We start from the raw sequence: 18,794 nt of genomic DNA on the forward strand, positions 1-18,794 counted from the left end.
GAGCGTGGGCGTGTACGAGTTCAATCTGGTGTTATTGCTGCTCCAGCAGATGTGCGTGTTTCTGGTGATCGCCTGGGTGATGAGTAAAACGCGGTTGTTTATCCCGCTGATTCAGGTCTCGATTCGCCTGCCGCATAAGCTGTTGTGCTACGTCACGTTCTCCTGTTTTTGCATTATGGGCACCTATTTCGGGCTGCATATTCAGGATTCCATTGCCAATACCCGCGCCATCGGCGCCGTCATGGGCGGCCTGCTCGGCGGGCCGCTGGTGGGCGGGCTGGTGGGGCTTACCGGCGGTCTGCATCGCTATTCGCTCGGCGGCATGACCGCGCTGAGCTGCATGGTGTCAACGATTGTCGAGGGGCTGCTCGGGGGCATCGTTCATAGCTGGCTGATTCGCCGCGGGCGCACCGATAAAATCTTCAACCCTTTTACCGCAGGCGCAATTACGCTGGTGGCGGAGCTGGTGCAGATGGGCATTATTCTGCTGATCGCGCGCCCGTTCGGCGACGCGCTGCATCTGGTGCAAAATATCGCCGCGCCTATGGTCGTTACCAATACCATCGGGGCCGCGATGTTCATGCGTATTCTGCTCGACAAGCGCGCCATGTTTGAGAAATACACCACGGCGTTTTCGGCCACCGCGCTCAAGGTTGCCTCCGCAACAGAGGGCATTCTGCGCCAGGGGTTTAACGTCGAAAACAGCATGAAGGTGGCGCAGGTGATTCGCCAGGAGCTGGAGATAGGCGCGGTCGCCATTACCGATCGCGAACAACTGCTGGCGTTTACCGGCATCGGTATGGATCACCATCTGCCCGGTAGCCCGATTTCATCCCCCTGGACGCTGCGGGCGATTGAGTCCGGCGAAGTGGTCTACGCCGACGGTAACGAAGTGCCGTACCGCTGTTCGCTGCACCCGAACTGTAAGCTCGGCTCGACGCTGGTCATTCCGCTGCGCGGCGAGAACCGCAAGGTGGTCGGCACCATTAAGCTGTATGAGCCGAAGCACCGTCTGTTCAGCTCGATTAACCGCACGCTGGGAGAAGGGATCGCGCAGCTGCTTTCCGCGCAGATCCTGGCGGGCCAGTATGAACGTCAGAAACAGCTACTCACCCAGTCGGAGATCAAACTGCTGCACGCCCAGGTGAACCCGCATTTTCTCTTTAACGCGCTGAACACGCTGATGGCGGTGATCCGCCGCGACAGCGATCAGGCCTGCCAGCTGGTGCAATATCTCTCAACGTTTTTTCGCAAAAACCTCAAGCGTCCGACGGATGTGGTGTCGCTCGCCGATGAAATCGACCATGTAAACGCCTATCTGCAAATTGAACAGGCGCGGTTTCAGTCGCATTTGCAGGTGAGCATGAACCTGCCCGATGAGCTGCGCCATATCCGGCTGCCCGCGTTTACGTTGCAACCGATCGTTGAGAACGCCATTAAGCACGGCACGTCGCAGCTCTTGGGCCCTGGCGAAATCGCCCTGCGCGCCAGCCGCGACGACGATCATCTGGTGCTGGAAATTGAAGACAACGCCGGGCTCTATCAGCCCAACGCCGCCAGCAACGGCCTTGGAATGAGCCTGGTGGATAAACGACTGCGCGCGCGCTTTGGCGACGAGTGCGGCATTTCGGTCGCCTGTGAGCAGGACCGCTTTACCCGGATTACCTTACGTTTACCGCTGGAGGGAACGACATGATTAGCGTGCTGATTGTCGATGACGAGCCGCTGGCGCGGGAAAATTTGCGCCTGCTGCTGAAAGAGGAGGCGGATATTGAGGTGGTGGGCGAATGCGCCAACGCCGTCGAAGCCATCGGCGCGGTACACCGCCTGCGCCCGGATGTGGTCTTTCTCGATATCCAGATGCCGCGCATCTCCGGCCTTGAAATGGTCGGCATGCTCGACCCCGACACCCGCCCGTGGATTGTTTTTCTGACCGCGTTTGATGAATACGCCGTGAAGGCGTTTGAAGAGCACGCGTTTGATTATCTGCTCAAGCCCATTGAGACCGCGCGCCTGCAAAAGACGCTCGCGCGGATGCGTAATGAACGCCGCGAGCAGGATATGACGCCCATCACCGAGCGCCAGGAAGCGCTGAAGTTTATTCCCTGCACCGGGCACAGCCGTATCTGGCTGCTGCAAATGGAGGACGTGGCGTTTGTCGCGAGCCGCCTGAGCGGCGTTTATGTCACCAGTAGCCAGGGGCAGGAGGGCTTCACCGAGCTGACGCTGCGCACGCTGGAGAGCCGTACGCCGCTGATGCGCTGTCACCGGCAGTATCTGGTCAATATGGCGCACCTGAAGGAGATCCGGCTGGAGGAGAATGGCCAGGCGGAGTTGCTGCTGCGCCACGGCCAGACGGTGCCGGTCAGCCGTCGTTACCTCAAAACCCTGAAAGAGGCGCTCGGGCTACGCGGATAATCCGCAATTATCGCGGCGGTAAAATAAATGTTACCGCCCCGTACATCTTTTTCCTCGCTTGCCGATAACGGGAGGATATATCCGTATCAGGCATAAATGAGGACTTTTTGATGGGCCTGCTTAAAGACTTTTCTATCCGCGCAGTGATGCTGACGGTGCTCGGCGTACTCTGTGTGTTATGGGCGGCCGTGGGCGTCTACAGCGTCTATTCGCTCTCGGCGATGGCCGATGGTAACCGCGTCGACCGCCAGCTGGTGTCGCAGATGACCGTGCTCAGCAAAGGCAACGATCAGTATTTCCGCTTCGTCACCCGTCTGACCCGCGCCATGGAAAACGGCACGCCGGACGCCAAATCGCTCGAATCCGCGCAGCAGGCGCTCGACACTATGTCGCGCCAGCTCGACGCGTTTAAACAGCTTTCTCCCGGCCCGCTCGACCCGGCGGTATCACAACAGGTGATCGCCGACTGGCAGAAGCTGCTGGATGACGGCGTGATCCCGCAGATGAAACTGGCGCGTGAAGGCACGCCGGACGCGTACCGCGCCCATGCCGGCAAAGTGACGCCGGTATTCAGCCGCGCGTTTGGCGCGAGCGCCGAGAAATTCAACGCCGCGGCGGGCGCCAAGCTTGATGCCACCCGCGAGCGCGTCGACAGCATGACCGTCACCACCAAAACGGTGATTATTATCGCGGTGATTATTGGCCTGCTGCTTCTGCTGCTGACCGACCGCTATCTGGTGGCGATGCTGGTGAAGCCGCTTGAGAAGATCCGCAACCATTTCACGCTGATTGCCGGTGGCGATCTCAGCCAGCCGGTGGAGCCGTTTGGCCGCAACTGCGTTGGTAAACTGGTGCCGCTCCTGACCGCGATGCAGGATCAACTGCGCGAAGCGGTGAGCGCCATTCGCCACGGCAGTGAGAATATCTGGCGCGGTGCGTCGGAAATTTCGGCGGGTAATAATGATCTTTCATCCCGTACCGAAGAGCAGGCCGCAGCGCTTGAGCAGACCGCCGCCAGCATGGAAGAGCTGACCTCCACCGTGCGCCTTAACGCCGAAAACGCCCGTCAGGCGAGCGAGCTGGCGCATGCCGCGTCAGAAAACGCCGGTAAAGGCGGCCAGCTGGCGCAAAATGTTATCGAGACCATGCAGGGCATTTCCGGCAGCTCGAAGAAAATCGCCGATATTACCAGCGTAATTAACAGCATTGCGTTCCAGACCAATATTCTGGCGCTCAACGCCGCCGTAGAAGCGGCGCGTGCAGGCGAACAGGGCCGCGGCTTCGCGGTGGTCGCAGGTGAAGTGCGCAACCTCGCGAGTCGCAGCGCCGAAGCCGCGCGTGAAATCGAAACGCTCATCACCGAATCGGTCGAGCGTATCGAGAAAGGCTCTGAGCTGGTTAACGCGGCGGGCGATTCGATGGCGGAAATCTACCGCGGCGTTTCCAACGTCAGCACGATCATCAAACAGATAGCCTCGGCGTCTGAAGAGCAGAGCAAGGGCATCTCGCAGGTGGGCGTCGCCATCACTCAGATGGATACTGTCACCCAGCAGAACGCCTCGCTGGTGGAGCAGGTGTCCGCCGCCGCCGCCGCACTGGAGCGCCAGACCGAAGAACTGCAAAGCACCGTGCAGAAATTCCGCCTCTCGGCCTGATATTCGTTGTCGTTGTCATAAAAAAGCCGCCTGTGAGGGCGGCTTTTTGGTTTATTCCAGCCCCAGCGCGGCGCTGAGATGTGCTATCTCCTTACGCCACTCGGCCTGCAGGGCGGGTTTCTGGTGGCGCGGTTTGCGTTCGAGATCGGCGTTGAGCCGCATCTCCAGCTCAATCAGCCGCTCCAGCAGGTGTGCGTCACTGTGCTCATCAGGCGGTGCGGCGAGTGCCGCAGGTGCCTCATTCTCTGCCTCCTGCGTCGGCGCTGCGCGCAGACGCGCCAGCAGCGCTTCCATGTTGTGCCATTCGCTTAAACCGCCATCTTCCACGAGCCAGAAGCGGTTACAGCTTGCCTCCATCAGCGTTCTGTCGTGCGTCACCAGCAACAGCCCGCCTTCGAACGTTTGCAGCGTTTGCGCCAGCGCCTCTTTGCCTTCCATATCGAGATGGTTGGTCGGCTCGTCGAGCATCAGCAGCGAATAGCGCGCGAGCGACAGGCCGACAAACAGCAGGCGCGAGCGCTCGCCGCCGCTCAGCGTGTCGACCCGCTGCCCGTGCCGCGCCCACGGGAAACCGGCGCTGATAAGCGCAAGCTTACGCTGTTGCAACTCAGGCGCGAACGGCTCCAGCGCCTCCAGCAGCGTGGCGTTATCCGGTAACTGATGCAGCGACTGATCGTAATAGCCGAGCGACACGCGCGGATGGAAGGTGACGCCGGGAACCGTTTCCCCTGTTTGCCACTGTCGCCACAGCAGGCGCAGCAGCGACGACTTCCCGCAGCCGTTATGCCCAAGCAGCGCCACGCGATCCCCGCTTTTGAGCCGCGCCAGCGGCAGGGTAAAGAGCGTCGGCGTATCAGGAGCCGCGCTGACGGCCAGATTTTCCAGCTCAAGCAGGCGATCCGCCGCCAGCGCGTCGCCGGAAAGCGTCAGTCGCCAGCGGCTGCCCTGCGCCAGTTCGGTTTGCTCCTCTTTGAGCCGCGCCACCTGTTTTTCCATCTGTTTGGCTTTGCGCGCCAGATCTTCGTTGTCATAAACCTGTCCCCACGTGGCGAGCCGTTTTGCACTCGCCGTCACGCGGTCAATCTCTTTTTGCTCCGCTTTATGGCGCAGGGCGTCGCTCTCATCCCGCGCCGCCAGCGCCGCGCGTGCCTGCGTACAGGGGAGATCGAACGCCTGAAGCTGACCGTCGCGCAATATCCAGGTGCGGTTGGTTACGCTGTCCAGCAGCGCGCTGTCGTGGGAGACCAGAATAAAGCTGCCGTTCCAGCGGGCCAGAAACTGCTCCAGCCACAACATCGTCGGGAGATCCAGATGGTTGCCTGGCTCGTCGAGCAACAGCAGATCGGGCGAGATAATCAGCGCCCGCGCCAGCAATAAGCGTGTGTGCTGGCCGCCGCTAAGCGAGCCCGCCGTCAGCGACCAGGCGGCCTCGGCAAAGCCCATATTCGCGAGCAACGCCTGCGCCCGCCAGGCGCTGCTTTCACGCTCGGCCTCAGGCAGCCTGGCCAGCAGCGCGTCCAGCAGCGTCTGCTGATGCAGTTCGTCGGGCAGATGCTGCTCCACGCGCGCCAGCAGACAGCGCGCCGCGCGCGTCACAACGCCTTCGGCAGGCGCAAGGGTGCCGTCCAGCGCTTTCAGAAGCGTGCTTTTGCCGCAGCCGTTATGACCGATAAGGCCAATGCGGTCGCCTTTTTTCAGGGTAAAGGAAAGGGCGTTCAGCTCCGGGCCAAACGGGGAATCAATGCGCAGAGAGTGCGCCGTCAGTAATGTGCTCATCGCTTACTCAGAATTTTCAGGCATAACAATGCCTCGTCAAACATCGCTGACGATAATCTGGTAAGCCCTGGAGAAGGGTGATGTGATGGGATCTTCGCTCAGGGTCCAGTTATCGCAGCACGATACCGGTAATGCCTGAGCTCTGGCGATCGCCAAAATGATGTGAATAGTCAAACAATTCACAGCACAGCATAAGAGTCCTCCTTTTATATTCATCAGGTTGATGGGTAGAGCGAGTGTAGCGGGCGGCGCGTTTAAGCACCACTACGCGTATTAAGGGGTGTGAGCGAAAAAACGTTTTGGAAAGGGAAGATATAAGATGCGCCTGAGCGTCGGGCCTGCTTCAGGCGCTGAAAAGATTAGCGGTGATAGAAAATATCGCCGTTCATGGCGCGCACGACTTTACCTTCGGCGTCGGTGATAAGCACGTAGTAGCCGCCCATGTAAGTCCAGTGGGTGCCGGCTTCCGGGGCGGGCAGGTTGCGGATCTGCCACTGTTTGATGTTGTACTGCTCGGTGCGGTAGAGGTCCGGCACGATGTCGCCAATGGTGTATTTTTTGGAATCGGAGTGAAACTCTTTCACTTCATAGCTATCGATAGATTTGGGTTTTACCACATCTGCGGCGAATGCAGAGGCCACCGACATCAACAGCACACCCGCTACGATCATTCTGGTTTTCAACATACCTTCTCCACATGTCAGGGCGCTGCGCCCCGTTGATTTGTTACCGTCAGGCCGCTATCTTCCTGCGCCATTCCCGGCCGGGCAAGGCTAATTATGTATAAAAAAATGAAGCCGATAGCAATCGGCGCGGGGCTGATTTGGTGGGGCGTGCTTATGGGCTGCCAGAAGTGGTGGGTTATACTTATGTCATGATTGCAGGGATAATGAGATTATCATCCATCGGATTATTTATGATGAGTACAGAAGACGGCGTTCGGGCGTTAATAAAAAAGCATTTCTGGGAGATGGCGGATGAAGATTCGTTAAGTACCGGACAATATTCCGTCCTGCCAGAAGATGCGCACGCCTTCTTCGGGGAATACTTTGCTGTGTTCAATATGAATTATTCTTCCTTCGACTTCCGTAAATATTTTCCGCAAGAAGGGATATTTTTCCTGCCCAATGCGATTCTTCCCGACTATTTAAAAAGCGATAAGCATCAACCTGCGCCGCTTACCGTGAAAATGCTGATTGCCTCGGCAAAGGCGGGGCGCTGGATTGATGATTAGCGCATTGAACACCTGAGGTTGTAATGGCATTATCGGGTAATGACTCCAACTTATTGATAGTGTTTTATGTTCAGATAATGCCCGATGACTTTGTCATGCAGCTCCACCGATTTTGAGAACGACAGCGACTTCCGTCCCAGCCGTGCCAGGTGCTGCCTCAGATTCAGGTTATGCCGCTCAATTCGCTGCGTATATCGCTTGCTGATTACGTGCAGCTTTCCCTTCAGGCGGGATTCATACAGCGGCCAGCCATCCGTCATCCATATCACCACGTCAAAGGGTGACAGCAGGCTCATAAGACGCCCCAGCGTCGCCATAGTGCGTTCACCGAATACGTGCGCAACAACCGTCTTCCGGAGCCTGTCATACGCGTAAAACAGCCAGCGCTGGCGCGATTTAGCCCCGACGTATCCCCACTGTTCGTCCATTTCCGCGCAGACGATGACGTCACTGCCCGGCTGTATGCGCGAGGTTACCGACTGCGGCCTGAGTTTTTTAAATGGCGGAAAATCGTGTTGAGGCCAACGCCCATAATGCGGGCGGTTGCCCGGCATCCAACGCCATTCATGGCCATATCAATGATTTTCTGGTGCGTACCGGGTTGAGAAGCGGTGTAAGTGAACTGCAGTTGCCATGTTTTACGGCAGTGAGAGCAGAGATAGCGCTGATGTCCGGCGGTGCTTTTGCCGTTACGCACCACCCCGTCAGTAGCTGAACAGGAGGGACAGCTGATAGAAACAGAAGCCACTGGAGCACCTCAAAAACACCATCATACACTAAATCAGTAAGTTGGCAGCATCACCCATTATCGGAAGTCATTTTAAGTGACTCTGCGGGTTCTGTTAGATCGTGACGCTGCAAGATCGTATAACGATTAATGATAGCAGTGACAAGGTCCTGGTCGTGGAAGACTGATATGAGATATAGTTTGATATTATTGTGTCTGATTACGGGTACGTGCGGAGCAACCCAAATGACGGGATTTGGCGCAAGGTATTACGATGATATTACCGATGTTTATTCTGATAATCATGAAACCGATAAAGATCTGGTGCCCGTTATTGCTATAGGAACCACCGAATACAAGTTTGAGGTTAACACGCTTGCAGCTATCGCTAAGAATGCCGGTGTAAAGGTAAATAAAGATAACCTGGCTTCCTGGATTTGCCTAAAATCAGGGGGCATCAATTATTGGTTTATTTCTGATAATGAGATGGGAGCGGGGGATTTAACCGCGGTGGCAATAGCGAAAGATGGATCGCCTTGTACACCTTACAAGGGAGTATTACAAGTATCCGTTAAGGCGCCTGTGTTAACGACTAAAGAAGAAACAGAAAAATATTTTAATCATAAGCCTAAGAAAGATATCGTTATGTACTACAAGGATGTCGCAAAATCAGGTGAATACACGCAAAGTAACAGCATCATGTACTATCTGAAAGATGATAAAGTTCAGGGGGTTGTTATTAGCCAGGGGACGACCAACTGACAGGCGTCTTAGCCGTAAGGTCAGGAGTCATTTTTAATGAAACTCTGATGCCTATTTCTTTATTAATCTTAAAACCAATGGTAATGGCTCTTTCTCCAAAAATCACACTTCAGCACCGCATCAATTTATCAGAACCAATGAAATCGCCAGCAAATGAAGATGGCGGCCTGTTGTTCAGGATCGTAACGTTTTCTGATGTGGCCCAAACCGGGACGCAGCCTATTTTTTAGGGTTGAGTCTTTGGCTTGCCGCTGGCATGATCCACAACAGAGAGTAATGTAGCGTTAATCGCAACGTTTTGATTTTGCAGTAAATGACTCGGGGTGCCCTTCTTTGTGAAGGCTGAGAAATACCCGTATTACCTGATCTGGATAATGCCAGCGTAGGGAAGTCAGATGCCTGTCCGGTATCCCGTCTTCGCGCCTGGCAGGAGAGAATCATGTCTTCTGACCTGCTTTGCGGCTCGCACGCCGCGCCTGTTGTCACCCAACTTCGCCGTCACGCGCCGCTGGTACACTGCATTACCAACGATGTGGTGCAAAATTTCACTGCCAATGTCCTGCTCGCGCTCGGCGCCTCGCCCGCGATGGTCGTGGATACTGACGAAGCCGCGCAGTTCGCGGCCATCGCCGATGCCTTACTCATAAACCTCGGTACCCTCACACGCCCGCAGCAGCAGGCGATGCGGGCGGCTATCGACAGCGCCTGCGCGGCGGGCAAGCCGTGGACGCTTGACCCGGTCGCCGTCGGCGCGCTCACGCTGCGCACGGAATTTGCGCAGGAGATTCTGGCGCGTCGTCCCGCCGCCATTCGCGCTAACGCCTCGGAAATCCGCGCGCTGGCAGGCGAAAGCGGCGGCGGGCGCGGCGTTGACGCAACCGAAAGCGCGCACCATGCACGTGAGGCGGCCCGCTTACTGGCGCGTCGCAGCGGCGCAGTTGTCGCCGTGACCGGTGAGGTCGATTACATCACCGATGGCGAACGCATGGTCGCAGTTGATGGTGGCACCGCGATGCTGACCCGCGTGGTGGGCACCGGCTGCGCACTCTCGGCGGTCGTCGCCGCCTGCTGCGCGCTGCCGGGCGATCGCCTGGAGAATGTCGCAACGGCCTGCTGGCTGATGAAGCGGGCGGGCGAAGAGGCGTTGACCGTCTCCCGTGGCCCCGGCAGTTTCGCCAGCGCGTTGCTGGATAATCTGCATGCGCAGGCGTTCGGAGGTGCTTATGAAACGCATTAACGCGCTCACCATCGCCGGTACCGACCCGAGCGGCGGGGCGGGGATTCAGGCCGATCTCAAAACCTTCTCGGCGCTCGGTGCTTACGGCACGTCCGTCGTCACGGCGCTGGTGGCGCAGAACACCCGCGGCGTGCAGTCGGTCTATCGCATCGAACCGTCGTTTGTCGCCGCCCAGCTTGATTCAGTGTTAAGCGATGTGCGCATCGACACGACGAAAATCGGCATGCTGGCAGAAACGGATATCGTCGAGGCCGTGGCGGAGCGGCTATCACGTTACCGGGTGCGCAATATTGTGCTGGATACGGTCATGCTCGCGAAAAGCGGCGATCCGCTGCTGAGCCCGTCTGCCGTGCGCACGCTGCGCGAAAAGTTATTGCCGCAGGTGGCGATCATCACGCCGAATTTGCCAGAGGCGGCGGCGCTGATGGAAACCACCCACGCCCGCAGCGAAGCGGAGATGCGCCAGCAGGGCGAGGCGTTGCTGGCGCTCGGCTGTGGCGCAGTGCTGATGAAAGGCGGGCATCTGGATGACGTCGAAAGCCCCGACTGGCTCTTTACCCGCGAAGGGGCGACGCGCTTTACCGCTCCGCGCGTCATGACGAAAAACACCCACGGCACCGGCTGCACGCTCTCCAGCGCGCTTGCGGCGCTGCGTCCGCAGTATGCTGACTGGGTTGAAACGGTGACGGCGGCGAAGGCGTGGCTCACGAAAGCGCTGCAACAGGCGGATAGTCTGGAAGTAGGGGAGGGCATCGGGCCCGTCCATCATTTTCATGCATGGTGGTGAACCGTGCCAGCAGAATTAGCTGAAAATGCGCTCAGGTCTGGCAATCTGTGCTAATCAAGTCCAGGCTAAGAGGGCCCAGCTAAGGCGTGGGTAAGGAATCTTATCGTCCGGCAGGTCACCACCTGCCGACCATAACGGGAGCGTATGATGACTGATATTGCGCAGTTGCTCGGCAACGATGCCGATAGCCTGTTACAGCACCGCTGTACGACCATTTCCTCCGACCAGCTCTACCTGCCAGGGCCGGATTATGTCGATCGCGTGATGATCGATAACAACCGTCCGCCCGCGGTGCTGCGAAATATGCAGACTCTTTATAACACCGGACGCCTTGCCGGCACCGGCTATCTGTCTATTCTGCCGGTGGACCAGGGCGTCGAGCATTCGGCGGGCGCGTCGTTCGCCGCCAATCCGATGTATTTCGACCCGAAAAATATCGTCGAGCTGGCGATTGAGGCGGGCTGTAACTGCGTGGCGTCAACGTATGGCGTACTGGCGTCAGTCTCGCGCCGCTACGCGCACCGTATTCCGTTCCTGGTGAAACTCAACCATAACGAAACGCTCAGTTACCCCACGCAATATGACCAGACGCTGTACGCGAGTGTCGAGCAGGCATTCAATATGGGCGCGGTGGCGGTCGGGGCGACTATCTATTTCGGCTCTGAAGAGTCGCGCCGCCAGATTGAAGAGATCTCCGCCGCGTTTGAGCGCGCGCATGAGCTTGGCATGGTGACAGTGCTGTGGGCGTATCTGCGTAACAGTCACTTCAAGAAAGATGGCGTCGATTACCACTCCAGCGCCGATTTGACCGGTCAGGCTAACCATCTGGCCGCCACCATTGGCGCGGATATCGTGAAGCAGAAGATGGCCGAGAATAACGGCGGCTATACCGCGCTGAAGTTCGGCTATACCGACGAGCGCGTGTATAGCAAGCTGACGAGCGACAACCCGATTGACCTGGTGCGTTATCAGCTTGCCAACTGCTATATGGGCCGCGCGGGGCTGATTAACTCCGGCGGCGCGTCCGGCGGCGAGGCGGATCTCACCGATGCGGTGCGCACGGCGGTGATCAACAAGCGCGCAGGCGGCATGGGGTTGATTCTGGGACGCAAGGCGTTTAAGAAAACCATGGCCGACGGCGTGAAGCTGATAAACGCGGTACAGGATGTGTATCTGGATAAGAAAGTGACGATCGCCTGATGGCGGTTGTGGTTACGCAGCATAAACGCGCCTGCGGGCGCGTTTTTTTGTGGGTGGGGTAAATGGTGGGTGCGCTGCGCTTACCCGCCCTACGAAACCACAAAAGCCACCGCCGATGCCGTGCGTTTTCCCTTGCGGCTGCCCTTTGGCCGCGAGCCGGGATTGTTCAGGGGGCGACGGCGAGCCCCCTTAACACGTTCGCGTGAGTAAACGTGACAGAGAGAATCCGCGTTGTGGCGAACGGAACAGGTCACCAGGCGTACATATTCCCGGGTTCCACGGTTCACCCGTATTGAACAGGCAATGCCTTTCATTTGACGGCGGTGCTGATGGTGGGTGCGCTGCGCTTACCCACCCTGGAACGTTTCATACCGCTGCATCTCTGGTAGGGCGGGTAAGCGTAGCGCACCCGCCGTCCCGAAAATCGCGATGCCACACATTCCTTTATTTAAGCAGCGGACAATCCGGCGGCAGGCGGCACTGCAGCGCGCCGGGCTCAACCTCAATGCGGAAATGCTGTCCGCTCAGCGGCTCGCCGTCGAGGTTAAAGGTAATCTCATGCGGCGCGGTTATCTCAAACCAGGGCGAGGCACCATCGATAATATTCGGGCTCTCTTCCGGCTGCGTCAGCGTGGTAAACAGCGCAGGCAGCAACTCTTCGCCGGTAAAAATCCGCAAATGCAGCAGCCCGTCGTTAATCAGCGCCTCCGGGCACAGCTCCTGACCGCCGCCCGCCTGCCGTCCGTTACCGATGCCGATAACCAGCGCGTCGCCCTGCCAGTGAAAATTCTCGCCGCGAATTTCACAGCGATCCGCTTTCAGGGCGTCCATACGCATCAGCCCGTGGATCAGATACGACACCCCGCCGAGCGCGGCTTTTAACCGCTCCGGCGTTTCAGTGGTGATGCGCGTACCGAAACCGCCCGTCGCCATATTGATAAACCAGGTTTTATCATTCACGTGCGCAATATCAATCGGCACCGCGCGGCCTTCAATGGCCAGCTTCAGCGCCAGTTCGATATCGTCCGGCACGGCGGCGCTGGTTGCGAAATCGTTCGCGGTGCCGAGCGGCAACAGGCCGAGCGCCGGGCGTTTTTCCTGCGTGACACAAGCCAGCGCCGCCGCCACTTCATTGATGGTGCCGTCGCCGCCTGCCGCAATGACCGTCTGCGCGCCCTGATCTGCCGCCTCACTGACATAGCGCGCCGCATCGCCTTTCTCCCAGGTCACGCGCACCTCTATCGGGTGGCCCTGGTCGCGTAGCAGCTTCACGCTGCCGCGCAGGATCTCATTATCAGCGCTTTTACCATTTAAAATCAGAAACGAGCCGGGGAAACGGGACATGAATACACTCCTGTGAATACGGATTCACAGAGTTTATCGCAGAGTCTGGCGAGTCGCTTAAGAACTGACTGAAAGGATAAAAAAATAAGCCTGCGTAAGGGAGATTACGCAGGCTGAAGGAGGTGGTTCCTGGTACAACGGGCATTTATGGATTATGTTTTTCAGCGCCGTGGATAATAACCGCTTTAAACATAACGGTTTGTGATCCCATTCGAAGAAACATTCGCGCGGTAAAAATAACCCTTATAAATCATTTACCATGTGGATTTCTGGTGGTCTGGCCAGAGAAATTACGCATTAACAGCGCATAGTCCAGTGCTAAATCCTCTGGAACCGGCATCCAGATGGTGTATCCGTCTCCCGGTGCCACCTCCATCTTCTCGCCTTTCGCGTTTTCCATATGCTCAAGCGTAAAGCTGACGTTGCCCTGCGGCGTCATCAATTCCAGGCTGTCGCCGAGAGAGAATTTGTTTTTCACCGCCACCGCAGCCAGCGCGCCGTTGCGCTCGCCGGTAAATTCGCCGACAAACTGCTGGCGGTCTGATACCGAGTAGCCATAGTCATAGTTCTGATAATCGTCGTGGGTGTGACGACGCAGAAAACCTTCGGTATAGCCGCGGTGCGCCAGGCCTTCGAGCGTCTCAAGGAGGCTCGGATCGAACGGTTTACCGGCGGCGGCGTCGTCAATGGCGCGACGATAGACCTGAGCGGTACGCGCGCAGTAGTAGAACGATTTGGTGCGGCCTTCGATTTTCAGTGAATGAACGCCCATTTTCGTGAGGCGCTCGACGTGCTGAATGGCGCGCAAATCTTTGGAGTTCATGATGTAAGTGCCGTGTTCATCTTCGAACGCGGTCATGTATTCGCCGGGGCGCTGCGCCTCTTCAATCATAAAGACTTTATCGGTCGGCGCGCCGATGCCGAGCGTCGGCTCGACGGTCTGCACCGGGATAGGCTCATGGATATGCACGATATTGCCGATGCTGTCTTCTTTGCCTTCCTGCACTTTATATTCCCAGCGGCAGGCGTTGGTGCAGGTGCCCTGGTTCGGGTCGCGCTTGTTGATGTAGCCGGAAAGCAGGCAGCGACCGGAATAGGCCATGCAGAGCGCGCCGTGAACGAAAATCTCCAGCTCCATCTCCGGCACCTGCTCGCGAATTTCCGCAATCTCTTCCAGCGACAGTTCGCGGGAGAGAATGACGCGCGTCAGGCCCATCTGCTGCCAGAATTTTACCGTCGCCCAGTTCACCGCGTTGGCCTGTACCGAAAGGTGAATATCCATCTGCGGGAAGTGCTCGCGCACCAGCATGATAAGCCCCGGATCGGACATGATCAGCGCATCCGGGCCCATCTCCACCACGGGTTTGAGATCGCGGATAAAGGTTTTCAGCTTGGCGTTGTGCGGCGCGATGTTAACCACGACGTAGAATTTTTTGCCAAGCGCGTGGGCTTCATTAATGCCGAGCTGCAAATTCTCGTGGTTGAATTCGTTATTGCGCACGCGCAGCGAGTAGCGCGGCTGGCCGGCGTATACGGCGTCGGCGCCATAGGCGAAGGCGTAACGCATATTTTTCAGCGTTCCCGCAGGCGACAGTAATTCTGGTTTAAACATGTTGAACTCGTTCTGATGACAGGTCAGACCCGCTTCAACGGCGAAGCGGTTGGGGGCACGTTTACCCCCACGTTAAGGGCGGGAATTGTAGCGCCCGCGGCCTGGGCGTGCAAACCGTTATGAGGGCTTATGGACGTGAGGCGGGTGCGCTGCGCTTACCCGCCCTACGAAAACCAGTCACGTGCGGTGTGATGGCGGGTGCGCTTACGCTTACCCGCCCTACAAAAACCCGATTCGCATTCTGCGTAGGGTGGGTAAGCGTAGCGCACCCACCACTGGAAAATGAAAAGCCACCGCCGATGCCGTGTGTTTTCTCTTGCGGCTGCCCTTTTGCCGCGAGCCGGGATTGTTAAGGGGGCGGCGGCGAGCCCCCTTAACACGTTCGCGTGAGTAAACATGAAAGAGAGAATCAGCGTGGTGGCGAACGGAACGGGTCACCGGTCGTGCATATTCCTGGGCCTGCGTTTCACCCGTGCAGGTAATCTCTACACCACCCGGCCCGCGTCGGCTTCCCAGCGGTAACCCACGCCGTACACGGCGCGGATAAAGGACTGCTCGTCGTCCAGCGCTTCCAGCTTGCGGCGCAGGTTTTTGATATGGCTGTCTATCGTGCGGTCGGTCACCACGCGGTAATCGTCATACAGATGATTCAGCAACTGCTCGCGCGAAAACACTTTGCCGGGCTCGCTGGAGAGCGTCTTCAGCAGGCGGAATTCGGCAGGCGTCAGGTCGAGCGGCTTCTGCCGCCAGCTCGCCTGAAAACGCCCTTCATCGATAATCAGCGGGCTTTGGGCATCCTGCGCCTGCAGATCGCGCTGCGGCTTGCAGCGGCGCAAAATGGTTTTCACGCGCGCCACCACCTCACGCGGGCTAAACGGCTTGCAGATGTAATCATCGGCGCCGATCTCAAGCCCCAGCAGGCGGTCTATCTCTTCGATTCTGGCGGTCACCATCACAATCGGCACTTCCGAGAAGCGGCGAATTTCGCGGCACAGCGTCAGCCCGTCGGTGCCGGGCAGCATCAGATCCAGCAGGATCAAATCCGGCGGCGTCTGGCGCACATAGGGCAACACCTGATCGCCGTGGTTGATCAGCGTCGGCGCGTAGCTGGCCGCCCGCAGGTAATCTACCAGCAGCGCGCCGAGTTTTGGCTCATCCTCGACAACCAGAATGCGCGAGGTTTTATCGTTAATCGGTAACTCTGTCATACGTCTCCCGGAAGTACGGCATCAAGCGGTAAGGATACGGTGATGCTGACACCGCCTGATGATGAATGATCGGCATTAATCGTCCCGCCATGCGCCGCCACGATATTGGCGCAGATGGCAAGGCCGAGGCCCGAGCCGCCGCTGGCGCGGTTGCGCGAGCCTTCCGCGCGGTAGAAGCGCTCAAACAATTTTGACAGCTGCTCATCGCTCACGCCCGGCGCGCTGTCGATAAACCGCAGCACGAAACGCTGCGCCTGGCGCTCGCCCTGAATCAGCAGCCCGCCGCCCGCGTCCGTGTAGCGCAGGCTGTTTTCCAGCAGATTATTAAAAAGCTGCATCAGCCGGTCGCGATCGCCAAAGAGCGTCACGTTTTCCGGCATCGACAGATTCAGCGTCAGCCCGCGCGCGGCAAAGCGCTCGCGGAACGCGCCCGCAGCCACTTCTATCAACGTCACGATCTCCAGCGGCTTTTTCTGGTAGGCGAGCGCGCCTTCGTCAGAGAGCGACAGTTGGTGCAGGTCATCCACCAGTTTGGTCAGCGTGCCCACTTCGGCCTGCAACGAGGCGACCGACTCCGGCGTAAACTGGCGCACGCCGTCCTGAATCGCCTCCAGCTCGCCGCGCAGCACCGCCAGCGGCGTGCGCAGCTCATGGGAGATATCCGCCATAAATGCCTGGCGCATCTGCTGGTTTTTCTCAAGCGTGCTGGCGAGCTGGTTGAAATCCTGCGCCAGTCGGCCCAGCTCATCCTGCCCGGTGGCGACGACGCGGGTAGTAAAATCGCCCGCCGCCAGACGGTGTGTGCCTTCCACCAGTCGTTTTACCGGGGCCAGCAGGCCGCGTGCCAGCAGCAAGGTGGCGGCTGCCGCGAGCAGCGTCGAGAGCGCGACGATAAGCCAGCTGGTGCGCCGCTGCTGTTTATCGAAATTGATATCGGTACTGCGCGTCAGCCGCTCCACCGGCGAGGCGATCACCCAGCCGACGCGTTTGCCGTCAACGACAATCGCGCGGCGCGCGCCATCCTGCGGCACCGGCGAGCGCGGGCCGACCAGCACATTTTGTTCGGCGTCCACCACCCAGAACTGCGTTCGCCAGCCGTGCGGCGGCATGTGGGGCGGCGGCCCTCGGTCTGGCGGCGGCGGGCCGTCATGGGCGTTCTCCCGTTCAAAAGAGCGTAAAATCTGGAATATCATGCGATCGTTATGGCGCAGAAATCCCCAGTCGCCGTGCTGCTGGTACTGCTCGCTCAGCGCGTCGCTTAACAGGGCCAGACGTTGTTCGTTACCGTGTTTGATATAGTCGATAAAGCCGCGCTCGAAGCTAAAGCGCACCGCCCAGTGCATCGTAATCAACAGCAGAATACAGGTGGCGAAAATGGCCAAAAACAGCTTGCCCGTAATGCCGGGCCGCCAGAACCTCATGAAGCACTCCTTTTGCGCCGCGCGATGACGGCGTTTTTACTGATATCGTCAGGGACGCGGGCGAAGACCAGTGCCGGCAGGGCGATAATTAGCGCCATGCACAAATAGGTCCAGAAAAAGATGCCGTGAGCGTCGCCGCTGTCCGCGGCAAGCTGGTTATGCCCGAACGCGCCAAGCAGCAGGCCCGCGATGCTCACCCCAAGGCTCATCGAGAGCTGCATCACCATCGACAGCAGACTGTTGCCGCTGCTCGCCATCTCATCGGGCAGGTCGCGAAGCGTCAGCGTGTTCATCGTCGAGAAACGCACCGAGTTCACCATCCCCTGAAAAAGCATGACTACCGGCAGCAGCCAGTACCAGCCCGCCAGCGCCACGCCCATAAACAGCAGGGTCACGAGCGCAAGCGCAAGCGTCGAGGCCACCAGCACACGGCGGTAGCCAAAGCGGTTTACCACCTGCACCACAATGCGTTTGATCCCCATACTGCCAAGCACCATCGGCATCATCATCAGCCCGGCGTGAAAAGGGGAGAAGCCGAGGCCAATCTGTAAAAAAACCGGCGTCATAAACGGCAGCATCCCGCTGCCGATGCGCCCGCATAAGCTGCCGAACAGCCCCAGTGAAAAGGTACGGGTATGGAAAAGCCGCAGGCTGAACAGCGCCCGCTCGTTGCCGCGCGCATGCCACAGGTAAAGCAGCGTGGCCGCGCTGCCGCCCGCCACCAGCGCGCCAAGCCCGGCAGGGGAAAGACCAGTGCTGCGGTAGCCGTCGAGCGCAATCGTCAGCGCCGCCATGCCGAAGGCGAGCAGCAGAAAGCCGGAGAAATCGAAGCGCCGCGTTTGCATGGTGTAATTCGGCATCAGCCAGAGCGTCGCGGCGGCACCGGCAATGCCCACCGGCAGGTTGATTAAAAAGATCCAGTGCCAGGAGGCGTACTCCACCAGCAGCCCGCCGAGCGCAGGCCCGAGCAGCGGCCCCACCTGGCCGGGGAGCGTCACAAATGTCATCGCGGCCATATACTGATCGCGCGGGACGATTTTCATCACCGTCAGCCTGCCGACCGGCACCATCATCGCGCCGCCGACGCCCTGTAACACGCGCGCTGCCACCAGCTCATTAAGCGTCGAGGACTGCGCGCAAAACAGCGAGCCGAGCGTGAACAGCACAATCGCGGTGAAGAAGATGTTGCGCACCCCGACGCGATCCGCCAGCCAGCCGCTCGCGGGCAGCATCACCGCCACCGTCAGCACATACGAGACGATAACCATGTGCATCCGCAGCGGGCTCTCCCCGAGGCTCGCGGCCATTGAGGGGAGGGCGGTATTGACGATAGTGGTATCCAGCGCCTGCATAAAAAAGCCGAAGGCGACGATCCACAATTGCCAGCGCACGTTCTGGGGCAGGTCGGTCATA

17 protein-coding genes and 1 riboswitch are annotated in these 18,794 nt (G+C 58.6%); of the genes, 9 read left to right on the plus strand and 8 right to left on the minus strand.

Translation table 11 applies throughout. The features are described from left to right. Window positions 1-10: 10 nt before the first annotated feature. From CSK29544_RS12075 to CSK29544_RS12085, 3 genes are all read left to right on the plus strand, one after another. Window positions 11-1,696: a sensor histidine kinase gene (locus CSK29544_RS12075; RefSeq protein WP_007889684.1), complete on the plus strand. Its 1,686-nt coding sequence runs from the start codon at window positions 11-13 to the stop codon at window positions 1,694-1,696. Further along, on the plus strand, window positions 1,693-2,418 hold the full coding sequence (btsR, locus tag CSK29544_RS12080) for a two-component system response regulator BtsR (RefSeq protein WP_004388669.1): 726 nt from the start codon (window positions 1,693-1,695) through the stop codon (window positions 2,416-2,418). The genes CSK29544_RS12075 and btsR overlap by 4 nt, the downstream gene beginning before the upstream one ends. Window positions 2,419-2,528: 110 nt before the next feature. Then, window positions 2,529-4,073: a methyl-accepting chemotaxis protein gene (locus CSK29544_RS12085; RefSeq protein ID WP_007889687.1), complete on the plus strand. Its 1,545-nt coding sequence runs from the start codon at window positions 2,529-2,531 to the stop codon at window positions 4,071-4,073. A 51-nt stretch (window positions 4,074-4,124) separates the two neighbouring features. Here the strand turns inward: CSK29544_RS12085 and CSK29544_RS12090 are convergent, their stop codons facing one another. Continuing rightward, window positions 4,125-5,849, minus strand: coding sequence for an ABC-F family ATP-binding cassette domain-containing protein (locus CSK29544_RS12090; RefSeq protein ID WP_007889689.1), 1,725 nt, complete (start codon window positions 5,847-5,849; stop codon window positions 4,125-4,127). Between the two features lie 359 nt (window positions 5,850-6,208). Further along, a complete protein-coding gene (locus CSK29544_RS12095) occupies window positions 6,209-6,535 on the minus strand; it encodes an RcnB family protein (protein ID WP_007851199.1) in 327 nt (108 codons plus the stop codon). A 230-nt stretch (window positions 6,536-6,765) separates the two neighbouring features. Here CSK29544_RS12095 and CSK29544_RS12100 point away from each other — a divergent pair, with 230 nt between their 5' ends. Further along, the gene (locus CSK29544_RS12100) at window positions 6,766-7,083 is read left to right on the plus strand and encodes a DUF1493 family protein (RefSeq protein WP_032975357.1); all 318 of its coding nucleotides are present in this window, start codon (window positions 6,766-6,768) and stop codon (window positions 7,081-7,083) included. Between the two features lie 50 nt (window positions 7,084-7,133). Here the strand turns inward: CSK29544_RS12100 and CSK29544_RS12105 are convergent. Further along, window positions 7,134-7,831, minus strand: a protein-coding gene (locus CSK29544_RS12105) for an IS1-like element IS1B family transposase (protein ID WP_095033700.1) whose coding sequence is annotated in 2 segments (ribosomal slippage) — window positions 7,134-7,582 and window positions 7,582-7,831 — 699 coding nt in all. Because the reading frame shifts where the segments join, the coding sequence is not laid out codon by codon here. Between the two features lie 225 nt (window positions 7,832-8,056). Between CSK29544_RS12105 and CSK29544_RS12110 the strand changes: the two genes are divergently transcribed. From CSK29544_RS12110 to fbaB, 5 genes are all read left to right on the plus strand, one after another. Next, window positions 8,057-8,572, plus strand: coding sequence for a hypothetical protein (locus CSK29544_RS12110; RefSeq protein ID WP_234004306.1), 516 nt, complete (start codon window positions 8,057-8,059; stop codon window positions 8,570-8,572). A gap of 47 nt (window positions 8,573-8,619) precedes the next feature. Beyond that, a complete protein-coding gene (locus tag CSK29544_RS22930; RefSeq protein ID WP_007903019.1) occupies window positions 8,620-8,802 on the plus strand; it encodes a hypothetical protein in 183 nt (60 codons plus the stop codon). 79 nt (window positions 8,803-8,881) lie between these two features. After that, window positions 8,882-8,978, plus strand: a riboswitch (TPP riboswitch). 33 nt (window positions 8,979-9,011) lie between these two features. Beyond that, window positions 9,012-9,809: a hydroxyethylthiazole kinase gene (thiM, locus tag CSK29544_RS12115; RefSeq protein WP_029039288.1), complete on the plus strand. Its 798-nt coding sequence runs from the start codon at window positions 9,012-9,014 to the stop codon at window positions 9,807-9,809. Next, window positions 9,796-10,596, plus strand: a complete 801-nt coding sequence (gene thiD / locus CSK29544_RS12120; protein ID WP_007903000.1) for a bifunctional hydroxymethylpyrimidine kinase/phosphomethylpyrimidine kinase — start codon at window positions 9,796-9,798, stop codon at window positions 10,594-10,596. The genes thiM and thiD overlap by 14 nt, the downstream gene beginning before the upstream one ends. Window positions 10,597-10,743: 147 nt before the next feature. Beyond that, window positions 10,744-11,796, plus strand: a complete 1,053-nt coding sequence (gene fbaB, locus CSK29544_RS12125; protein WP_029039287.1) for a class I fructose-bisphosphate aldolase — start codon at window positions 10,744-10,746, stop codon at window positions 11,794-11,796. 444 nt (window positions 11,797-12,240) lie between these two features. Here the strand turns inward: fbaB and yegS are convergent, their stop codons facing one another. From yegS to CSK29544_RS12150, 5 genes are all read right to left on the minus strand, one after another. Next, entirely contained in the window at window positions 12,241-13,140 is a 900-nt protein-coding gene (gene yegS / locus CSK29544_RS12130) for a lipid kinase YegS (protein WP_007902998.1), read from the minus strand. Between the two features lie 250 nt (window positions 13,141-13,390). Further along, window positions 13,391-14,752: a prephenate-dependent tRNA uridine(34) hydroxylase TrhP gene (trhP, locus tag CSK29544_RS12135; RefSeq protein ID WP_007902995.1), complete on the minus strand. Its 1,362-nt coding sequence runs from the start codon at window positions 14,750-14,752 to the stop codon at window positions 13,391-13,393. Window positions 14,753-15,237: 485 nt separating this feature from the next. Continuing rightward, complete coding sequence (gene baeR, locus CSK29544_RS12140; RefSeq protein ID WP_007902992.1) at window positions 15,238-15,960, minus strand: envelope stress response regulator BaeR; 723 nt, start codon at window positions 15,958-15,960, stop codon at window positions 15,238-15,240. Beyond that, window positions 15,957-17,381 (minus strand): envelope stress sensor histidine kinase BaeS, encoded by a 1,425-nt coding sequence (baeS, locus tag CSK29544_RS12145; RefSeq protein WP_007902990.1) that lies wholly within the window; start codon window positions 17,379-17,381, stop codon window positions 15,957-15,959. The genes baeR and baeS overlap by 4 nt, the downstream gene beginning before the upstream one ends. Beyond that, a complete protein-coding gene (locus CSK29544_RS12150) occupies window positions 17,378-18,793 on the minus strand; it encodes an MFS transporter (protein ID WP_007902988.1) in 1,416 nt (471 codons plus the stop codon). The genes baeS and CSK29544_RS12150 overlap by 4 nt, the downstream gene beginning before the upstream one ends. Between the last annotated feature and the right edge of the window lies 1 nt (window position 18,794).

Origin of the sequence: Cronobacter sakazakii (genome assembly GCF_000982825.1) — a bacterium.
Lineage (GTDB): Bacteria > Pseudomonadota > Gammaproteobacteria > Enterobacterales > Enterobacteriaceae > Cronobacter > Cronobacter sakazakii.